Annotated in this window: 16 protein-coding genes; 8 read left to right on the top strand and 8 right to left on the bottom strand. The window is 70.7% G+C overall.

Annotation, left to right across the window (positions count from 1 at the left end; all coding sequences use genetic code 11):
* The first annotated feature begins 18 nt into the window (after window positions 1-18).
* On the top strand, window positions 19-2,415 hold the full coding sequence (locus OG407_RS29400) for a cation-translocating P-type ATPase (RefSeq protein ID WP_405862593.1): 2,397 nt from the start codon (window positions 19-21) through the stop codon (window positions 2,413-2,415).
* Window positions 2,416-2,896: 481 nt separating this feature from the next.
* Here OG407_RS29400 and OG407_RS29395 read toward each other — a convergent pair whose 3' ends face one another.
* From OG407_RS29395 to OG407_RS29385, 3 genes are all read right to left on the bottom strand, one after another.
* Window positions 2,897-3,841: a hypothetical protein gene (locus OG407_RS29395; RefSeq protein WP_405862591.1), complete on the bottom strand. Its 945-nt coding sequence runs from the start codon at window positions 3,839-3,841 to the stop codon at window positions 2,897-2,899.
* A gap of 217 nt (window positions 3,842-4,058) precedes the next feature.
* On the bottom strand, window positions 4,059-4,838 hold the full coding sequence (locus OG407_RS29390) for a calcium-binding protein (protein WP_405862589.1): 780 nt from the start codon (window positions 4,836-4,838) through the stop codon (window positions 4,059-4,061).
* 125 nt (window positions 4,839-4,963) lie between these two features.
* Window positions 4,964-8,089: a sacsin N-terminal ATP-binding-like domain-containing protein gene (locus OG407_RS29385; RefSeq protein ID WP_405862587.1), complete on the bottom strand. Its 3,126-nt coding sequence runs from the start codon at window positions 8,087-8,089 to the stop codon at window positions 4,964-4,966.
* A 457-nt stretch (window positions 8,090-8,546) separates the two neighbouring features.
* On the opposite strand from OG407_RS29385, the gene OG407_RS29380 reads away from it, so the two are divergent.
* A complete protein-coding gene (locus tag OG407_RS29380) occupies window positions 8,547-9,542 on the top strand; it encodes a helix-turn-helix domain-containing protein (RefSeq protein ID WP_405862585.1) in 996 nt (331 codons plus the stop codon).
* Window positions 9,472-10,089, top strand: a complete 618-nt coding sequence (locus OG407_RS29375) for a Uma2 family endonuclease (protein WP_405862583.1) — start codon at window positions 9,472-9,474, stop codon at window positions 10,087-10,089. The genes OG407_RS29380 and OG407_RS29375 overlap by 71 nt, the downstream gene beginning before the upstream one ends.
* Before the next feature lie 10 nt (window positions 10,090-10,099).
* On the opposite strand, the gene OG407_RS29370 is transcribed toward OG407_RS29375, so the two are convergent.
* Together OG407_RS29370 and OG407_RS29365 are read right to left on the bottom strand one after the other, a co-directional pair.
* A complete protein-coding gene (locus OG407_RS29370; protein ID WP_405862581.1) occupies window positions 10,100-10,264 on the bottom strand; it encodes a hypothetical protein in 165 nt (54 codons plus the stop codon).
* Window positions 10,265-10,419: 155 nt separating this feature from the next.
* Window positions 10,420-11,346 (bottom strand): DUF3027 domain-containing protein, encoded by a 927-nt coding sequence (locus tag OG407_RS29365; protein ID WP_405862579.1) that lies wholly within the window; start codon window positions 11,344-11,346, stop codon window positions 10,420-10,422.
* A gap of 422 nt (window positions 11,347-11,768) precedes the next feature.
* Between OG407_RS29365 and OG407_RS29360 the strand changes: the two genes are divergently transcribed.
* The 4 genes from OG407_RS29360 (at window position 11,769) to OG407_RS29345 (ending at window position 15,270) form a co-directional block, all read left to right on the top strand.
* The gene (locus OG407_RS29360) at window positions 11,769-13,193 is read left to right on the top strand and encodes an MFS transporter (RefSeq protein WP_405862577.1); all 1,425 of its coding nucleotides are present in this window, start codon (window positions 11,769-11,771) and stop codon (window positions 13,191-13,193) included.
* 73 nt (window positions 13,194-13,266) lie between these two features.
* Window positions 13,267-13,731 (top strand): DUF2771 domain-containing protein, encoded by a 465-nt coding sequence (locus OG407_RS29355; RefSeq protein ID WP_266771202.1) that lies wholly within the window; start codon window positions 13,267-13,269, stop codon window positions 13,729-13,731.
* Window positions 13,701-14,417 (top strand): futalosine hydrolase, encoded by a 717-nt coding sequence (locus tag OG407_RS29350; protein WP_405862575.1) that lies wholly within the window; start codon window positions 13,701-13,703, stop codon window positions 14,415-14,417. Before OG407_RS29355 ends, OG407_RS29350 begins: the two co-directional genes overlap by 31 nt.
* A complete protein-coding gene (locus tag OG407_RS29345; RefSeq protein WP_405862573.1) occupies window positions 14,401-15,270 on the top strand; it encodes a 1,4-dihydroxy-6-naphthoate synthase in 870 nt (289 codons plus the stop codon). Before OG407_RS29350 ends, OG407_RS29345 begins: the two co-directional genes overlap by 17 nt.
* 35 nt (window positions 15,271-15,305) lie before the next feature.
* Here OG407_RS29345 and OG407_RS29340 read toward each other — a convergent pair whose 3' ends face one another.
* Complete coding sequence (locus OG407_RS29340) at window positions 15,306-15,689, bottom strand: cold-shock protein (RefSeq protein ID WP_019057239.1); 384 nt, start codon at window positions 15,687-15,689, stop codon at window positions 15,306-15,308.
* Window positions 15,690-15,840: 151 nt separating this feature from the next.
* Here OG407_RS29340 and OG407_RS29335 point away from each other — a divergent pair, with 151 nt between their 5' ends.
* Entirely contained in the window at window positions 15,841-16,089 is a 249-nt protein-coding gene (locus OG407_RS29335; RefSeq protein WP_403592152.1) for a hypothetical protein, read from the top strand.
* Here OG407_RS29335 and OG407_RS29330 read toward each other — a convergent pair.
* On the bottom strand, window positions 16,068-16,709 hold the full coding sequence (locus tag OG407_RS29330; protein ID WP_405862571.1) for an HAD family hydrolase: 642 nt from the start codon (window positions 16,707-16,709) through the stop codon (window positions 16,068-16,070). The genes OG407_RS29335 and OG407_RS29330 overlap by 22 nt on opposite strands.
* 63 nt (window positions 16,710-16,772) lie before the next feature.
* Window positions 16,773-17,768: a hypothetical protein gene (locus tag OG407_RS29325; RefSeq protein WP_405862569.1), complete on the bottom strand. Its 996-nt coding sequence runs from the start codon at window positions 17,766-17,768 to the stop codon at window positions 16,773-16,775.
* Window positions 17,769-18,117: the final 349 nt, after the last annotated feature.

The following is an 18,117-nucleotide window of genomic DNA, read 5'->3' as shown; positions in this document are numbered from 1 at the left end:
GCACGTACCGTCGAATGCATGACGCACACCGACGCGGGCGCCGAACTCGACCCTGTGCACCCCGTGCCCATCCGCCCTGCGCGGGCACGTGGACTCACCGCCGCCGGGGTCGCGGAGCGGGTGGCGCGCGGGGAGGTCAACGACGTCCCGGTGCGCAGCAGCCGTTCGCTCGGCGAGATCGTGCGCGCCAACGTCTTCACCCGGTTCAACGCGATCATCGGCGTGCTGTGGCTGATCATGCTGTTCGTGGCGCCGGTCCAGGACAGCCTGTTCGGGTACGTGATCATCGCCAACACCGGGATCGGGGTCTTCCAGGAGTGGCGGGCGAAGAAGACCCTCGACTCCCTCGCGGTGATCGGCGAGTCGAAGCCGACGGTACGGCGCGACGGGGCGGCCGTGGAGGTGAGCACCTCCGAGATCGTGCTGGGGGATCTGATCGAGATCGGGCCCGGTGACAAGGTCGTCGTCGACGGGGAGTGCGTCGAGGCCGACGGGCTGGAGATCGACGAGTCGCTGCTCACCGGTGAGGCGGACCCGGTGGTCAAGCGGCCGGGGGACGCGGTCATGTCGGGGAGTTTCGTGGTCGCCGGCGGTGGCGCGTTCGAGGCGACGAAGGTGGGGCGTGAGGCGTACGCGGCCCAACTCGCCGAGGAGGCCTCGCGGTTCACGCTCGTCCACTCCGAGCTGCGGACCGGTATCTCCACGATCCTCAAGTACGTGACGTGGATGATGATCCCGACCGCGATCGGCCTGGTGATCAGCCAACTGGTCGTCAAACAGCACGGGTTCAAGGACTCGATCGCGCGGACGGTCGGCGGGATCGTTCCGATGGTCCCGGAGGGGCTGGTCCTCCTCACTTCGGTGGCCTTCGCGATCGGTGTCATCCGGCTTGGCCGGAAACAGTGCCTCGTCCAGGAACTTCCGGCCATCGAGGGTCTCGCCCGCGTCGACACGGTCTGCCTCGACAAGACGGGCACGCTGACCGAGGGCGGGATGGACGTCACCGAGTTGCGTCCGCTCGGCGGGGCCGACGAAACGTACGTACGCAAAGTCCTGGGTGCGTTGGGCGAGTCGGATCCGCGGCCGAACGCGTCGCTTCAGGCGATCATCACGGCCTATCCGGACAGCGGGGAGTGGCGGTGCGTGGAGTCGCTGCCGTTCTCGTCGGCGCGGAAGTACAGCGGGGCGTCGTTCAGTGAGGGGGACGGGGAGTCGAGTACGTGGTTGCTCGGGGCCCCTGACGTGTTGCTGGGTGCGGATGATCCCGCGCTGGAGGAGACCGGGCGGCTCAACGAGGAGGGGCTACGGGTGCTGTTGCTGGCCCGGGTCTCTGGTGAGCTGGATGATCCCGGGGTCGCGCGGGGGGCCTCGGCGACGGCGCTGGTGGTGTTGGAGCAGCGGTTGCGGCCCGACGCGGCCGAGACGTTGGCCTATTTCGCCGAGCAGGATGTGCACGCGAAGGTCATCTCCGGGGACAACGCGGTGTCCGTCGGGGCGGTGGCCGGGAAGCTGGGGCTCAGCGGGCAGGTCGTGGACGCCCGCCAACTGCCTTCGGATCAGGGGGAGATGGCCAAGTCCCTTGACGAGGGGACGGTGTTCGGGCGGGTCACTCCGCAGCAGAAGCGGGACATGGTGGGGGCGTTGCAGTCCCGTGGGCACACGGTTGCGATGACCGGGGACGGGGTGAACGACGTACTCGCCCTGAAGGATGCCGACATCGGGGTGTCGATGGGGTCGGGGTCCGAGGCGACCCGGGCCGTCGCGCAGATCGTGTTGCTCAACAACAGCTTCGCCACGTTGCCTTCGGTCGTTGCCGAGGGGCGGCGGGTCATCGGGAACATCACTCGGGTGGCGACGCTGTTTCTGGTCAAGACCGTGTACTCGGTGTTGTTGGCGGTGCTGGTGGTGTGCTGGCGGGTTGAATATCCGTTCCTGCCGCGGCACTTGACGCTGTTGTCCACGTTGACGATCGGGATTCCGGCGTTCTTTCTTGCGTTGGCGCCCAACACGGAGCGGGCGAAGCCTCATTTTGTGCGGCGGGTGATGCGGTATTCGATTCCGGGGGGTGTGATCGCCGGGGCCGCGACTTTCGTGACGTATCTGATCGCCCGTCACCACTACACGGGGAAGGGGGCGTTGGGGGCGGAGACCAGTGCGGCGACCTTGACCCTGTTCCTGATCTCCATGTGGGTGCTGGCGATTATTGCGCGGCCGTATACCTGGTGGCGGGTGGCGCTGGTCGCCTCGATGGGGGCGGCGTTCGTGGTCGTGCTGGTCGTGCCGTGGCTTCAGCATTTCTTCGCGCTGAAGTTGGTGGGGGTGACCATGCCGTGGATCGCTGTGGGGATTGCGGGGGTGGCGGGGGTGGCGTTGGAGCTGGTGTGGAGGTTGGTTGATCGGCGGGGGGCGGTTTGAGTGGGCGGTGGGGGCGGGGTTTGTCGGGGGCGGGTCGGTGGGGGCGAGTTCGTCGAGTGCGGGCCGGTGGGGGCGAGTTCGTCGAGTGCGGGCCGGTGGGGGCTGGTCGCGCAGTTCCCCGCGCCCCTTAAAAGCAGCTGCCGCGACGCTGTTCTCAGGCGCGCGCCCCATAAAGGCCGTTCGCCGCACCCCTGTTCTTAAGCCCGCACCCCTTAGAGGCAGCTGGCGTGGCCCTGTTCTCAGGCGCGCGCCCCATAAAAGCAGATCGCCGCGCCCTTGTTCTTAAGCCCGTGCCCCTTGGAGTCAGCTGGCGTGGCCCTGTTCTTGGGCGCGCGCCCTATAAAAGCGGTTCGCCGCGCCCCTGTTCTTAAGCCCGCGCCCCTAAAAGGGCTGGCCGCACCGCTGCCCTTAAGCCCGCGCCTCAAAAAAGCAGCTGCCGCGGCCCTGTTTTCGGGGCGCGGCAGCTGCTTTTGAGGTGCTGTTACTTCACGTCGACGTAGTCACCCGTGGCGTTGATCGCCGGGGTGGTCGAGGTGCCTGCGAAGGTGTAGCGGAAGTAGCCGTCGACCGTGGCCTTGACGGTGGTCTTCAGGGTGCCCGTCGAGGTCGTCTTGATGGTCTTGACCGTGGTGTACGTGCTGGAGCTCTTCTTGCGGAACTGCAGCTTCACCGGCTGGGTCGAGTAACCCGCGTACTTGTTGGTCTCCCAGTTCGCGCGGGTCAGCTTGCCGGTGACCGTGATGGTCTTGCCCTTCTTCACGGGCTCCGGGGCGGCGTTGACCGTCAGCTTGGACAGGCGCTGGACGTTCGGGGAGGCGAAGTTGCCCTGGTCGGCGAGGCCGACCTTGGTGATGTCGAAGGTGCTGCTCGTCGGGTCCTGGCCGTTCAGCGCGATGGCCTCGGCGCCGGCCTTCCAGGCACCGGCGTCGGTGTTCGACAGCTCGCCGTCACCCGGGTAGATGTCGAGCGTGGCCTTGCAGGAGGCAGTGGTCGCCGAGGTGACCGTGCAGGTGCCCGCGTCGTCGCCGAACAGCATGTTCGTCGGGGTGGCGAAGCTGCCCTTGTAGATGTACGGGCCGCTGAGGAAGTCGGACGCCGTGATGTCGACGTCGGCGCCGTGCGTCAGCGTGTACGTGACCGGCACGGAGACGTGGGCGGCGGCACCGACCACGATCGGCTTGCCGCTGTGCACCTTGACGTTGGAGAAGGTGACGTTGAGGGCGTAGGGCTCGTCGTCGGTCGGGGTGGCGACGGTGGCGCTGCTGAACGCGGTCCTGCCGGAGGCGGCGTGGGCGGCCTCACGGATCTTCGCGATGTCCGAGCGGTACGAGCCGGCGTCGGAGCCCGCGGCCTGCGCGGCCGGTACGGCGAAGGCGGAGAGGACCAGGGCGCCGGAGACGGCGGCCACGGTGGCGCTTATGCGCATGCGTTCCCCAAGTGGGAAAGGGGGCCCCAACGCGCTGGTCGTTCCGAACGGCTCGTCGTCGGCGCCGGGGCCCAAGTGATGGCGGAGCCTGTTGGCTCACGTGTTGTGATTCGCGACCCGTGGTGAGGGTTGTACGGCGAATCGAGAATTTGTGCGGGTATTGCGAAGTGATGGTGAAGCGTGGAGACTCCGCCGGCCGGCGTGGCCGCGTCGGGTCTTACTTCACGTCGATGAAGTCACCCGCGGCGTTGACGGCCGGGGTGGTCGACGTGCCGGCGAAGCTGTAGCGGAAGTAGCCGTCGACCGTCGCCTTGACGGTGGTGCTCAGGTTGCCCGCCGAGTTCGTCTTGATGGTCTTGACCGTGGTGTACGTGGTGGCGCTCTTCTTGCGGAACTGGAGCTTCACCGGCTGGGACGCGTAACCGGAGTAGGTGGCGGCGTCCCAGTTCGCGCGGGTCAGCTTGCCGGTGACCGTGATGGTCTTGCCCTTCTTCACGGGCTCCGGGGCGGCGTTGACCGTCAGCTTCGACAGGCGCTGGACCTGGAAGGTCTTCGCGTTGTCCTTCTGGACGTAGTCGCTGTCCTTGCCCCTGGCGACCGCCCAGACCTTCCAGCCGCCGGCCACGGAGTTGATCAGGTTGGAGCGCGGCGTCAGGTCGAAGGTCGACTTGCAGGTCGACGTCGTGGCGTTGACCTTGGTGCAGGTGGCGCGGCCGTCGCTGCCGTTGGCGATGGCACCGCTGTCGGACGAGTCGATGTTGGCGCCGTGGTACAGGATCGCCTGCGCCCAGTCGACGCCCGAGCCGTCCTTGACCGTGAAGCTGACGGTGATGGTCTTCTTCGCGGTCGCGCCCACGACGACGGGCTTGCCGCCGTTCACCACGACGGTCGAGATCGTGGTGTCTCCCCGGCCCTCGTCGGCCTGCGCGGCAGGCACGGCGAGAGCGGAGAGGGCCAGGGCGCCGGTCAGGACGCCGAGGGTGGCACGCATGCGCATGGGTTCCCCAGGTAGAGAAGTGATCGTGATGCCTGTTGGCTCAGCTGATCAGATGCACAGCGAAAGGGAATGGTTGTACGACCCGTGAACTTTTTTCGGAACAGCCGTGAAGATCGTCGACCCGCTCAGTCGAACCACCGGTCCCGGGCCAGTTCCTCCGTCCGCGACGGGTCTTCCAGCAGCGCCGCCACCTCGAAGCGGCGTGGCCACTGGCCGGCCGACCAGGACAGGCCGGCCGCTACGCCTTCCAGGGTCGAGGCGTGCAGTACGCCGTCCCGGGTGCGGCGCCAGTCGATCTCGACGCCGTCGACGACGAGTTCGTCGTGTTCGACGTAGGTCGCGGGGGTGAGGGGGCCCAGGAGCGTCCGGACGGATTCCGGTACGTCGTGCTCGGTGCCCTCCGAGGTGACCTCGCCGGTGACGGACTCGCTCAGGCGGCGGACCTGGAAGAGTTCGGCCAACTCAGCTGCCCTGGAAGGGCGTACGGGGAGGAGGGGGGTGCCGGAGGTGAAGGGGAGCAGGTCGGGTGAGTCGACGACCACGGCGTCGGCCGCGTCCACGACCGTCACCTCGCCGTCGACCACGGCGCGCAGGTCGTCCGGGAGGGTCACCTGTTCCGGGTCGAGGTCGGCCAACGCGCTGTAGAGGGCGTGCAGTTGGGTGCCGCTGACCTCGCGGTCGGGGTCGGCGAGGCGGTCGAGGAGTTCGGCGGCGCCGCCGGGCTCGTCGAGGAGGGCGGCGACCGAGGTGCGGACGCCGAGGGCCCGGAGTACCTGTTCGTCGTCGAAGCCGGTCGCGTCGGCCTCGTCGTAGAGGCCGCGGAGCAACGGGTCGCCGCCTGCGGCGAGCAGGCCGGCCGGGCGGCGGCCGTCGAGTACCGGGTGGCCGCGCAACCACCAGGCCGTGTAGGACCGTACGACCTCGTGGGTGCCATCCGGCATGAGGATGCGGACCTGTTGGGTGATCGCGTCGCGGAGCGGGGGCCGGGCGAGGAGCGCGAGGGCCTGGGGCCAGCGGTCCTCGTCGACGAGGTCCAGGTCGCGGACGGCGACGAGTTCGGTGGCGACGGGGGGTACGGGGGTGTCGGGGAAGCGGTCGAGGACGTCCTCCGACCAGACGTCCACGGAGTCCAGGAGGCCGGGGTCGTCGGGTTCCGCGAAGTCGCTGTCGCGGGGCTCCAGTTCGTCCGGGTCGAGGACCACGTCGGTGGCGCGGACGAGGGCGAAGGTGGCGAGGACTCCGCAGGCGGCGAGGGGCTGGTCGCCCCAGCGGTCGGCCAAGTCGGCTTCCACGAAGGCCAGTTCGTCGTCCCGCATCACCTGGGCGAACGGGCTGCCGGGGAGAACCAGTTCGCCGGCGGGGGCGAGTTCGCCGTCCTCGTCGGGCAGGGCGAGGGCGCCGAGCCAGGGTTCGTCACCGGGTTCCAGGCCCGCGTCCCGGACGAGGGCGAGAACGGTCTCCGCCAACTCGTCGCTGTCGGGCGCCACTTCGTCCCACATGGCCCCGCCCTCCTCGTCGAGGGAGGCGGCAACGGCTGCCCGTACCTGGGGTGTCGTGAGCACCGCGCGGGGCGTGGCGGGCAGTGCGCCGAGCTTCTCCAGGAGGGGGTGCGTGGCGTCCGGGTGGGCGACCTTCAGGCCCAGCCGGGCGAGGACTTCGGGCTCGACCTGGGCGGAGTCGGGGGTGGGGAGCAGGACTTGGCGCGGCCCGATCGTCGTCCTGCCGTCCGCGAGCGGCACGGGCAGTCCGGTGAGCCGGTCGGGGTCCACGCCCGCGAGGCTGTCGTAGAGGCGCCGCCACCAGCCGGGGTCCTTCTCCAGGCCGGCCAGGCGGTCCACGGCGTCGGCGAGGGGGACGCGGGCGACGCCCAACGTCCGTAGTTCCACGCGGCGTTCGAGGCCGGCGGGGAGGAGGGTGGGGAGTACCTCGGCGAGGACGCGCACGGTGTCGGCGCCGGCGCCCTCGACGACCTCGGCGTCGCGGGGCCGTAGCGACTCGGGCAGGTCGGAGTCGTCGCCCGTGGGCTCGATGGCGGGCGGGAGGAAGGGCGTTCGCGGCAGGCGCTTCAGGATCGCCTGGCGCAGGGTGCCGTCCAACTCCCCCTTGCCCAGCGGGCCGGGGACGAGGTCGATGATGCCGGTGGTCACCGGGCGCCAGGCGGCGAGGAGTTCGACGTACGCGTCCGCCGCGCGCTCCACGACGAAGTCGGTGAGCGGGCCGGGGGCGGCGTGCCGGCGGGTGGTGTCGAGCGGGAGGGAAGCGATCAACAGGGCGGGGACGCCCAGGGGTTCGTCGCTGGGGGTGGGTGCGTGCACTACGGGGCTGGTGCGGGGGCGGGCCGGAGTGCCGTCCTTGTCGACGGGTACGGCCCAGGTGATGGACCAGTAGGGCCGCAGCCGCTCCTCGACGGGGCGGTCGGTGAGGAGTTCCTTGGCGAGTTCCCCGTGCGCGGCGACCGTACGCCAACGGGTGGTTCCGTCCCGGCTGTCGTCCACGACGGTGTCGGCGCGGTCGGTGCGGCGGGTGAGGGTGCGGGGTTCCTGGTCCCCCACCTCGACCACGACTTCGGTCAGTCCGGGGAGGGCGAGGAGAAGCGCGTCGTCCACGGCGCCGAGGAGGCGCTCGGCGAGGTCCTCGGCGGCGGTGTCGCGCAGCGGGAGGACGACGACCGTGTCGTAGGAGTCGGGGGCGGTGCCCTCGGCGGCGAACGGGAGCCTGAGCAGCGGGATGTGGCCGTCGCGGCGGCGGATCTCGGCGCCCAGGCCGGGGCTGTGGCGGGCGGTGTCGTCGGCGAGGGCGCGGGCCTCGGCGAGGGACCAGCGGACGCCGCCGTGCCGTCCGAGGACGGCGGGTTCGTCGGTGACGGCGACGACGGCGGCGAAGCCGACGCCGAAGCGGCCGACGGCACTGTCACCGGCGTCGCGTTTCGCGGAGGCGCGGAGGGTGGAGAGGGATTCGACACCGGTCGCGTCGAGGGGGGCGCCGGTGTTGGCGGCGCAGAGGACGCCGTCGCGGAGGGTGAGCCGGAGCCGTCCGGCGACACCGGCGCGGGCGGCGGCGTCGGCGGCGTTCTGCGCGAGCTCGACGACGAGCCGGTCCCGGTACCCGCCGAGGACGAGGTCCTCCTCGGCGTTGGCGTCCTCCCGGAACCGGGCCGGGCTGGTCGCCCAGGCATCGAGCACCCCACGCCGCAGACGGGCGGTCCCGAACGGGTCGGCACCCTCGGCAGCGGGCCGCACGAACTTACTCACGTACGTTCACTCTCCTCATCGACGTCGCGATGAAGGTACCGCGCGGGGAGGGATGGGGTTGCCGGGGAGGGTGTGGGGGGCGAGGGGACGCGTTCGTGTCCCTGGGCTCGGTTCATGGACTTCTGGGACGTGGCGGCGGTGACGAACTCCGTCCGGGCGGCGGGGCGAGGCGCATCTCCCGGCGGGTGGGGACCCTTCGCCGTGAAAATGTGACACTTCGATGGGGAAGTGTCACATTTTTTTAGGGTGGGTGTGGGGGAGGGGCTGGTGCACGAAACCCGTCCCCGCAAGGCGGTCTGGGCGGAACTGGTACTGGACCACGCACCGAAGCCCGGAAACCCGAACTCCGGCGCAAGGGGCGCCTTTTCCCAAGAACCACGACGGTGTACGACGACCCTCGCCGGGACGGCAATCCCAAGGCGAGGGCCTGACCACCTAGGAAGACAAGACCTTCCCGATGGATACGTACGACATTGGCGCGCCCCCGCGCGCCCAGTCCCGGCACGCCGCCGACAACCGCTCGAACCACACGAACCGGCGGCGCGGCCAGCCCGGCGTTGGACTCACGCACGACAACGCCCGCCACACCGCCCGCTTCACGGTGATCGGCAACCACCTCGCCCAGCACCCGGAGTTGTCGGGGCTCGCGATCGGACTCGGCGTCCACATCCAGTCGCTCCCGGCGGGCGCCCGCGTCGACATCAAGACCCTCGCGGCCCGCTTCCCGGAGGGCACGACCCGAATCGCCGCCGCGTTACGGGAGTTGGAGACCCACGGCTGCCTGCGTCGCGAACGGCACCGGGTCCCCGACGGCCGTATCGTCACCCGCACGATCTCGTGCAACCAGCCCGGCAGCGGCCGTAGGGACAGCCCTGCCCCGGCAGCACTGAAGAAGCCGAAGAAGCACACACCCCGTAAGGCACTGCCTCCCGTACCGCGCCCGGCCCACCCCTCCCCCGCGCTCATCCAGCAGGCCACGGACCTCCTCACGGGCCTCCGCCGCCACGATCCCCGCCTGCTCCTGTCGGCCTGCGACACGGCCCACCTGGCGCCGGGAGTCGCGGCCTGGCTGGAGCGGGAGGTCGGCCCCTCTGCCGTACGCCACGCGCTCATCACGGACCTGCCACCCGACCCCCTACGCCGCCCCGCAGCCCTCCTGGCCCACCGTCTGACGGCCCAACTCCCGCCCCCACCACCGTTCCGCGCCCCGGCCCCGCCACCAGCCGTACGGCACCCGCTCCAGAACTGCGAAGGCTGCGACCGCGCCTTCCGCTCACCGATCCCGGGACACTGCCATGAGTGCCGAACCGATCTTCCGGGGGCCGCCCAGCATGAAGGGGACGATCCCTGTACCTGGGCACGGACCACGAGGAGCGAGCGCCATGACCATCGCCCCGGACAACGCGCAACAGGGCGCCACCCACCAGTACCGGGCCATGAGGGACTTCCTTGAGTCCATGGACGACACCATCCCGGGCAAATTCGAGATCACCAAGGAAGGGATCGTCCACGACATGACGGCGGGCAGCAGTCCGCACGAGCTGACCACGCTCCATCTGCGCAAGCGCCTGGAGAAGGCCATGCCGGAGGAACTGGTAGCTCACACGGGGACGCCGGACGTGGAAGGCGAAGCCGAGGGCGTCATGCGCCATCCGGATGTGATGGTGATCGCGTGGGCGGACATGGACGTCCCAGGTTCGTTCGACCCGCACACACTCATCGCCGCCATCGAAGTGGTCTCCCGCTCCAACCCGGACAACGACTGGGTCGGCAAGATGCGCGACTATCCCCTGATCGGGATCCCCGCCTACGCCGTCTTCGACCCTCGCACCGGTACCGGAGCCGTCCTCACCGACATCCACGCCACCCCCGACGGCCCCCGCTACGCCACCCGCAAGGACTTCGTCTACGGCGAGGACGTCACCATCGGCGACTGGACGATCTCCACGGACAATCTGCCGCGCTACGGAGACAGGGAGACCAGGGAGCCCAAGCCCTGAACCAACCCGCTCAATCCTCCGGAACCGGGAGTTCGTCGAGGTCGAGCGTGCAGGTGCGGCCGTCTCCCAAGGGGATGGGGAGCTTGCCGGTGCCGTACTTGTGGGTGTGGGCAGCGATGTAGCCCGTGCCGGTCGGCTGGGTGTGGAGGACGACTTCCCGCGCGTAGGGGTCCACGATCAGGTAGACGGGGATGCCGTAGCGGCCGTACTGATGGTGCTGGAGTGCTCATAGCTCCGCGGGGTCAGGATGATCTTCCCGTCGATCCCGAAGAGAACCGCATGCCCTTCAGGGAACTCGGTACGCACCAGCAGGACCCCGCCTCCTCGACCCTACGAGTGCCCCAGCTCCGCCGTTTCCTCGTCCGCCCCCACCGACACCGACCCCGAGTCCGCCGCAGGGCGCAGCGGGAACGGGTCGACCATCGTCTCGTCGATCACCGGGGCCGGGGGGTGGGGCGGTTTGGGCATGACGGCTGCTTCCGAGTGGCCGCCGCAGCCGTAGGACAGGGACACGACGTGGCCGTCCGCCGGGGAGAACTCGTTCGCGCAGACGCCGAACGCCTGGCCCAGGGAGCCGCCGATCGCGACCAGGAAGCCGCAGCTGACGCAGGCCGCGGGCGCTGCCTGGGCCATCGGGGTCTTCGGGCCGAAGCCGTCCTCCCAGCGGTCGGCGGCGACGTGGAGGCCGTAGCGGGAGAGGACCCGGGCGCGGCGGATGCCCAGTTCCTCCGCCACCGCCGCGATCGAGCCCCGGGTGGGGGCGACCGGCAGAGCGGACGGCGCCCCGGCCGTCACCTCCGCGTCCTCCGACTCCACCAGTTCCGCCATCTCCTCGGAGACCGCGGAGTTCGGCGGGGGCTCGTCCTCGCCCGTGTAGCCGGGCTCCAGACGGAGGTCCTCCGCGTCGGTGGGGAGCAGGTCGCCGGGGCCCATGTCGCCGGGGCGGAGGCGTTCGCTCCACGGGACCCATTCGGGGGCGAGGAGGGAGTCGGGGCCGGGGAGGAGGACGACCTCGTCCAGGGTGACCAGCTTCGCGCGGGACGCCCTCGCGACCGTCACCGCCCAGCGCCAGCCCCGGTAGCCGAACTCCTTGCATTCGAAGAAGTGCGTGACCACACGGTCGCCGTCGGATTCGAAGCCGGCGTGCTCGCCGACCACACCGGGTGCGGCGGCCTCCTCGGCTGCGGCACGGGCGAGGTCGACGGCCTCGGCGCACAGGCGGTCGGGGGTGCGGCTTCGCGTGGTCGCTGCGCTCACAGGTATCGCTTCTCTCCTACGCCGTCTCACGGGTGCGCCTGGTGTGACGAAGGGAGCGGACGGAGCGGCTGAAAGACATGTACCAGGCCCTTGGGGGCACTGGTGGAGGGCCGCGTCGACGTCCGCGCCCGATCGCGCTCGGGCACGCCTACGCCATCCATTCTGCGGGATGGCCGAGAGGCGCGCGGCCGAGAACAATCGCCACGGCGCGCTACGCACGCTACCTTCTCCCGCGCCATGCGCCCACACCGACGGCCTCTTGGGCGCTGCGCGGCGCCCGGACCGAGACCTGTGCGACGGCCGGACCGAGACCTGTGCGACGGCCCCCGGGGACCTGTGCATCGGCTCGGAATCCACGCCCGTACGCCTCCATACGCGCGGTAACCGCACTACTCGCGCCGTTCTCGGGGCACTATGACGGGGTGGCAGCCGCGAGGTCGCCCCAAGGTGCCACCGGGATCGGTGGCACGAAGGGGAACATCCGAGGTGGCGGTTCGGGCCGGGTGAGCGGTTCCGTCCGCGCGATGGGTCGTGCCCTGCACTTCCCCGTCACCGGTACCGCCCGCGGCATCCGCAAGGCGACCCACGCCCACGGCGCGGGCGAGTCGGGCCTCGGCCGGCTCATCGAACTGCACGCGGTGAACGGCGCCGGCGACGTCATGATCACCGTCGCCCTCGCCTCGACGGTCTTCTTTTCCGTCCCGACCGACGAGGCCCGGGGGCGGGTCGCTCTCTATCTCGCGATCACCATGGCCCCGTTCACCGTCCTCGCGCCGGTGATCGGGCCCCTCCTCGACAAACTTCCGCACGGGCGGCGCGCCGCCATGGCCGCCGCGATGCTGGCCCGTGCCCTCCTCGCGCTGATCATCTCCGGCGCGGTCGCCAGCGGCAGCCTGGAGCTGTATCCGGCGGCCCTGGGCGCCCTGGTCGCCTCGAAGGCGTACGGCGTCGTCAGAAGCGCCGTGGTGCCCCGGCTGCTGCCACCCCGTATCTCGCTGGTGAAGGCCAACTCCAGAGTCACCCTTGCCGGGCTCCTCGCCACCGGCGTCGCCGCCCCGATCGCGGGCGGCCTGCACGCCATCGGCGACCCCTGGCCGCTCTACGGCGCCTTCGTGATCTTCGTCGCGGGTACGGTCCTGTGTTTCTTCCTGGACCCCAAGGTCGACTCGGCCAAGGGCGAGGACACGGCGCTGCTCGCGGCGGACGAGGACCATCTGCACGGCCCGCATCCGAAGGAGGTCAAGCGTCCGGGGCTGCGCACGGTCGGCCTCGCCGTCACCCACGCGCTGGGCGCCAACGCGGCGCTGCGCTGGCTCTCCGGGTTCCTGACGTTCTTCCTCGCGTTCCTGCTGCGCGAGCATCCGATGACCGGGGAGAGCGCGGCCGTGTCGCTGGGCATCGTCGCCGTCGCGGCGGGCGTGGGCAACGCGCTCGGTACGGCGGTCGGGTCCTGGCTGCGGCAACGGGCCCCGGAACTCATCATCGTGACGGTGATGGCGGTCGTGCTGGGCGCGGCGATCACGGCGGCGATCTTCTTCGGCGCGGCCCTGGTGGCCTGTCTCGCGGCCACGGCCGGGTTCTGCCAGGCGCTGGCCAAGCTGTCCCTGGACGCGCTGATCCAGCGGGACGTGCCCGAGCTGGTGCGGACCTCGGCGTTCGCGCGCTCCGAGACGATGCTCCAGATGGCCTGGGTGCTCGGCGGCGCGATCGGCATCGTCATGCCGCTGAACGGCGCCCTCGGCTTCACCCTCGCCGCCGCGGTCATCGCCCTGGGCTGGCTGACCACCCTGCGCGGACTGCTCGCCTCGGCCCGTCAGGGGGGCGGCGGACGCCCGCGAGTGGCCTAACCCGCTCCACCCGGCCCGCCGCGCCGCACCCCACGTGGGGGGAGTACTGGACGGGCCCGATAACCTTCGCCCCATGACCATGCAATCCGCTGTGCGACGCCGCCGCGCCGTCGCCGCCGCCGGCGCCGTTTCCGCCGGACTGCTCGTCCTGTCGGCGTGCGACAAGCCGACGCCGATCTCGACGATCACCGTCGGGAGGAACTCGGTCCACACCGAGGCCACCTGCTACAACGACGGCGACGCGGTGAAGACCGCGGACCTGCCGAAGTGCCTGAAGGCCTCCACGTCGATCTCGGTCGACCCGGACGACACCGTGCGCTTCGGTGTCGACCCGAAGATCGCCGACAACGGCTGGACGATCCTGATGAACGGTCAGCCGCTGACCGACTCCAGCAAGAAGACGTACCGCACGATCCCCGGCAGCGTGTTCTTCAACACCCAGTACGGCGCGACCGGCAACTCGACCGTCGTCTCCATCAAGGAGGGCGACAAGACGGTCAAGGGCCTGTGGTCCTTCAAGTTCAAGAAGGACTCCTGACCACGTCCGCGTACACGCCGTCCTCCGTACGGATTCTCGTCGCCACCGCCGTCCCCGCCGAACGGGACGCGGTGGCACGGGCGTTCACGCATGACAGCCGGGTCGATGTCATCGCCGCCGGGGTGGGTCCCGCCGCTGCCGCCGCCGCTACGGCCACCGCCCTCGCCCTCGCCGGTACCCCGTACGACCTCGTCGTCTCCGCCGGGATCGCCGGCGGCTTCCAGCCCGAGGCGCCCGTCGGCTCCCTCGTGATCGCCGACGAGATCACCGCGGCCGACCTGGGCGCGGAAACCGCGGACGGGTTCGTCCCGGTCACCGAGCTCGGCTTCGGGACCGTCACCCACCGTCCGCCGAGTGCACTCGTACGAGACCTCGCGGCTGCTGCCGGCGCCCGCACCGGAGCCGTACTCACCGTCTCCACGGTGACCGGAACGGCCGCCCGCGCCGCGGAACTCCGTGCCCGCCACCCCCGCGCCCTCGCGGAGGCGATGGAGGGCTTCGGCGTCGCCGAGGCGGCCGCCGCCCACGGCATCCCCGTCCTGGAACTGCGCGCGGTCTCCAACCCGGTCGGCCCGCGCGACCGCGCCGCCTGGCGCATCGGCGACGCGCTCGCGGCCCTGACGGAGGGATTCGGGAAGTGCGCGCCCGTACTGGAGAGTTGGAACAGGCATGACCGCATCCACTGAATCCACTGAATCCACCGAGCCTCTGCGGATCGCCTTCTCCCCCTGCCCGAACGACACGTTCGTCTTCGACGCCTGGGCGCACGGCCGGGTGCCGGGTGCGCCCGCGCTCGACGTGACCTTCGCGGACATCGACATCACCAACGGCATGGCCGAACGCGGCGAGTCGGATGTGCTGAAGGTGTCGTACGCCGTCCTGCCCTACGTCCTCGACGAGTACGCGCTGCTGCCGTGCGGGGGCGCGTTGGGGAGGGGCTGCGGCCCGCTGGTCCTCACCCGGGGGCCGGGTGACCTGACCGGTCGTACCGTCGCCGTGCCGAGTGAGCGGTCCACGGCGTATCTGCTGTTCCGGCTCTGGGCCGCGGACACGGTTCCGGGCGGGGTCGGCGAGATCGTCGTCATGCCGTTCCACGAGATCATGCCGGCCGTGCGGGACGGGAAGGTCGACGCGGGGCTCGTCATCCACGAGGCGCGCTTCACGTACCAGAACTACGGCCTGCACAAGCTCGCGGACATGGGCGAGCACTGGGAGGCCACGACGGGGCTGCCGATCCCGCTGGGCGCGATCATCGCGAAGCGGTCGCTCGGCGCCGAGCGGCTGAACCTGCTCGCCGACTCCGTCCGCACGTCGGTCCGGGCCGCCTGGGACGACCCCGAGGCTTCCCGGCCGTACGTCATGGAGCACGCGCAGGAGATGGACCCGGGCGTCGCCGACCAGCACATCGGGCTGTACGTCAACGAGTTCACGGCGGAGCTGGGGGACGACGGGTACGCGGCGATCCGGGGGCTGCTGACACGTGCGGCGGCCGAGGGGCTGGTGCCGCCCCTCGGCCCGGACTCGCTCGAATTCCCCTAGATCTCCCGGACTTCTACACGTCCAGCTGGTCGCTTCTACACGTCCAGCTGGTCGGCGACCGCGCGCAGCAGGCCCGCGATCTTCGCGCCCGCGGGCTTGTCGGGGTAACGGCCGCGTTCGAGCATGGGCGTGATGTTTTCGAGGAGGGTCGTCAAGTCCTGGACGATGGAGGCCAGTTCGTCCGGCTTCTTGCGTTGGGCCGCCGCTACCGACGGGGTCGGGTCGAGCAGGGTCACCGAGAGGGCCTGGTCGCCGCGCTGACCGGCGACGACCCCGAACTCCACGCGCTGTCCGGGCTTCAGGGCATCAACTCCGGCGGGCAGAACCGAGGAATGGACGAAGACGTCACCGCCGTCGTCACGGGAGAGAAAGCCGAAGCCCTTCTCGCTGTTGAACCACTTGACCTTGCCGGTAGGCACGTCTGTCCTCGTCCTCGTACTCGTCGGAAAACTGCTTCGGATAGCAGACCGGCGGGTCGTCGGGACCCGCCGGTACCAAGGCTAATGGTCTTCAGGCCGGTGACAAGACGTCGCCGGGTTGTTCCTTTGCGCAGGGAACTACCCTGGTCCAGTGCGCGACAAAACCCAAACGAATTCCGCCGCGGCCGGTGACCGACTGGTCCGTGCCGGTGCCATCGTCTTTTTCATCGGTGCGGTGGCCACACTCGTCACCGTGGTACCGCTGTTGCTCCACACGACGCCTTTTCCGACGTACATGTACCTCTTGAGCATGCTCATGGGCGTCGGATTCCTGCTGGCCGCAGGAGGCGTGCTCCAGTCGGTCGCCGCGGGGCGGCGTCAGGCGCGCGCCGAAAGGTAGTCCGAAAGCCATCGCGGGAACTCGGTGAGATCGCCGAGGACCACGTCCGCCCCGGCCGCGCGGAGTTCGTCCGCGTCGCACGGGCCGGTCGCCACCGCGACCGACACGGCCTCGGCGGTACGGGCGCCGCGTACGTCCCCGACGTGGTCGCCGACGTAGACGCTCGCGCCCTCCTCGCGCAGTGCCTCCGCCTTCTGCTCGGCCCACAGGTTGCCGATCACGGCGTCGGCGTCGATGCCGAGGTGGGCGAGGTGCAGCTTCGCGTTGGGCTCGTACTTCGCGGTGACGACGACCGCCCGGCCGCCGGCCGCCCGCACGGCCGCGATCGCCTCGGGGGCGCCGGGCATCGCGGGGGTCGCGGCGACGGCGAACGACGGGTACATCTCGCGGTACAGGTCCGCCACGGCGGGCACCTCGTCCGCCGGGAACCAGTTGATCAACTCGTCCCCGAGCGGCGGCCCGAGCCGGGTGACGGCCAGATCGGCGTCGATGTACGTCCCCGTCCGCTCCGCCAGCGCCAGCATGGCGGCGTGGATCCCGGGCCGGGAGTCGATGAGGGTCATGTCTAGATCGAAGCCGACGGTCAGGGCGGGCTCAGGGTGCGGGCTCATACGGGCCATTGTGCCCAGTCCCTACGACAATCCCACCGGGCCCGCTGACTGGACCCGGGCCCACCGACCGCGCTACCGCTGTCGCTGCGACCGCCACACCAAGTACAGCGCCGACGCCACCGCCGCGCCCCGCACCACCCACGGCCAGGTCTCCGCGATCGCGTCGCTCATGTGACCGTGCGCGATGGGGGTGCCCCAGCGGCCCTCGTTCCTGCCCCACAGCCAGACGATCCCGGCCGCGACGGCCGCCGTCGGCAGGCCGATCACCGCCGCCTTCGTCTCGGCGTCGGTCAGCCGCCGGGACGCGTACGCGATGAGCCAACCGAGCAGCAGGGCGAACCAGTTGCCGAGTACGGCGCCTACGACGAGCAGCGCGGCGGCGATCAGGAGGAGGGGGTTGGACCAGCGTCCGGCGGGGAAGCGGGGGACCATGCGGCGTCGGCGGGCCGGGTTTTCCGCCGCCTGCTCGATCACCGGGGCGGCCACCGGCTCCGGTGCCTTCGGCGTCTCCTTCGGGGGTTCCTTCGGCGGCGGGGGCTTGAGGAGTTCGGGGATCTCCACCCCGCCGGTGAACCCGGGCACGCTGTCGCCGAGCGCGAACCCGTTGCCGTTCTCCGGCCGCCACCAGTCGGGCTGCAGGACGCTCGCGCCGAGGTCGGACGCGCTCGCGAGGTGCGGTGCGGAGGCGGAGTTGTCGGGCTGAGCCTCAGGAGTGGGTGCGGCTTTGGTGAGGCGGGTGCGCGGGAGCGGTACGACCCGGCGCAGGCCCTTCGGCCGTAGATCGTCCTCGTGGTCCCGTTGTACGGGGACGGAGGCGGTCGGCATCTGCGGAACACCGGCGCCGGTGCCGGCCGCGGCGACGATCTCGTCCGGGCTGCCGAGGCCCTTCAGGATGCGCTGGACGGCGGCCGGTGTGTCGACGGTGGACCCGGCACGCCGCCGGTCGATCTCGTTGCGCAACTCGGACACGAGCCGCATGCGCGTGACCGAGGGCAGCTGCCGTTGCTGAGCCACGTCACCGACGCGGCTCAGATACTCGTAGACGACCTGATCGCTCTCGATACCCACGAAGTCCCCTCCGGGGCGGGTGCGTTGGATACCCCGCCGGAACGACCGTAGCGCAGGTCGGGCGTCGTGTCGGCCCGGACATCGGGGGGTACGGCGGGGGCGGGCGCCGGATGAGGGCGAGGGCTGCGGGTGGGCGCCGTAGGTGCGCGGGTTCGTCTTCGCGCGGGGCGGAGGGGAGCGCCGCGCCCACACGGGACGCGCACGGGTGCCCCCGCCCGAGGTGCCGAGGTGGGTCCGGGTGAGGGCGGGCGCTGTACGGGGGCGGGTGTTCGCGGGCCGAGCGGGAAGTGATCGCGGTACGCGCACGGGCCCCCGGCCGGGGAGAGGGTGGCCGCCGCGGGGTGTCATC

The organism is Streptomyces sp. NBC_01515 (assembly GCF_045040345.1).
Taxonomy (GTDB): Bacteria; Actinomycetota; Actinomycetes; order Streptomycetales; family Streptomycetaceae; genus Streptomyces.
The sequence above is the reverse complement of the archived record's forward strand: the minus strand, read 5'-3'. Positions and strand labels throughout refer to the sequence as shown.

Coding starts and splice junctions, on each gene's coding strand:
- OG407_RS29380 (WP_405862585.1), top strand. CDS start 8,547: ATGGATACGTACGACATTGGCGCGCCCCCGCGCGCCCAGTCCCGGCAC.
- OG407_RS29345 (WP_405862573.1), top strand. CDS start 14,401: ATGACCGCATCCACTGAATCCACTGAATCCACCGAGCCTCTGCGGATC.
- OG407_RS29395 (WP_405862591.1), bottom strand. CDS start 3,841: ATGCGCATAAGCGCCACCGTGGCCGCCGTCTCCGGCGCCCTGGTCCTC.
- OG407_RS29400 (WP_405862593.1), top strand. CDS start 19: ATGACGCACACCGACGCGGGCGCCGAACTCGACCCTGTGCACCCCGTG.
- OG407_RS29330 (WP_405862571.1), bottom strand. CDS start 16,709: ATGGCCCGTATGAGCCCGCACCCTGAGCCCGCCCTGACCGTCGGCTTC.
- OG407_RS29390 (WP_405862589.1), bottom strand. CDS start 4,838: ATGCGCATGCGTGCCACCCTCGGCGTCCTGACCGGCGCCCTGGCCCTC.
- OG407_RS29355 (WP_266771202.1), top strand. CDS start 13,267: ATGACCATGCAATCCGCTGTGCGACGCCGCCGCGCCGTCGCCGCCGCC.
- OG407_RS29375 (WP_405862583.1), top strand. CDS start 9,472: ATGACCATCGCCCCGGACAACGCGCAACAGGGCGCCACCCACCAGTAC.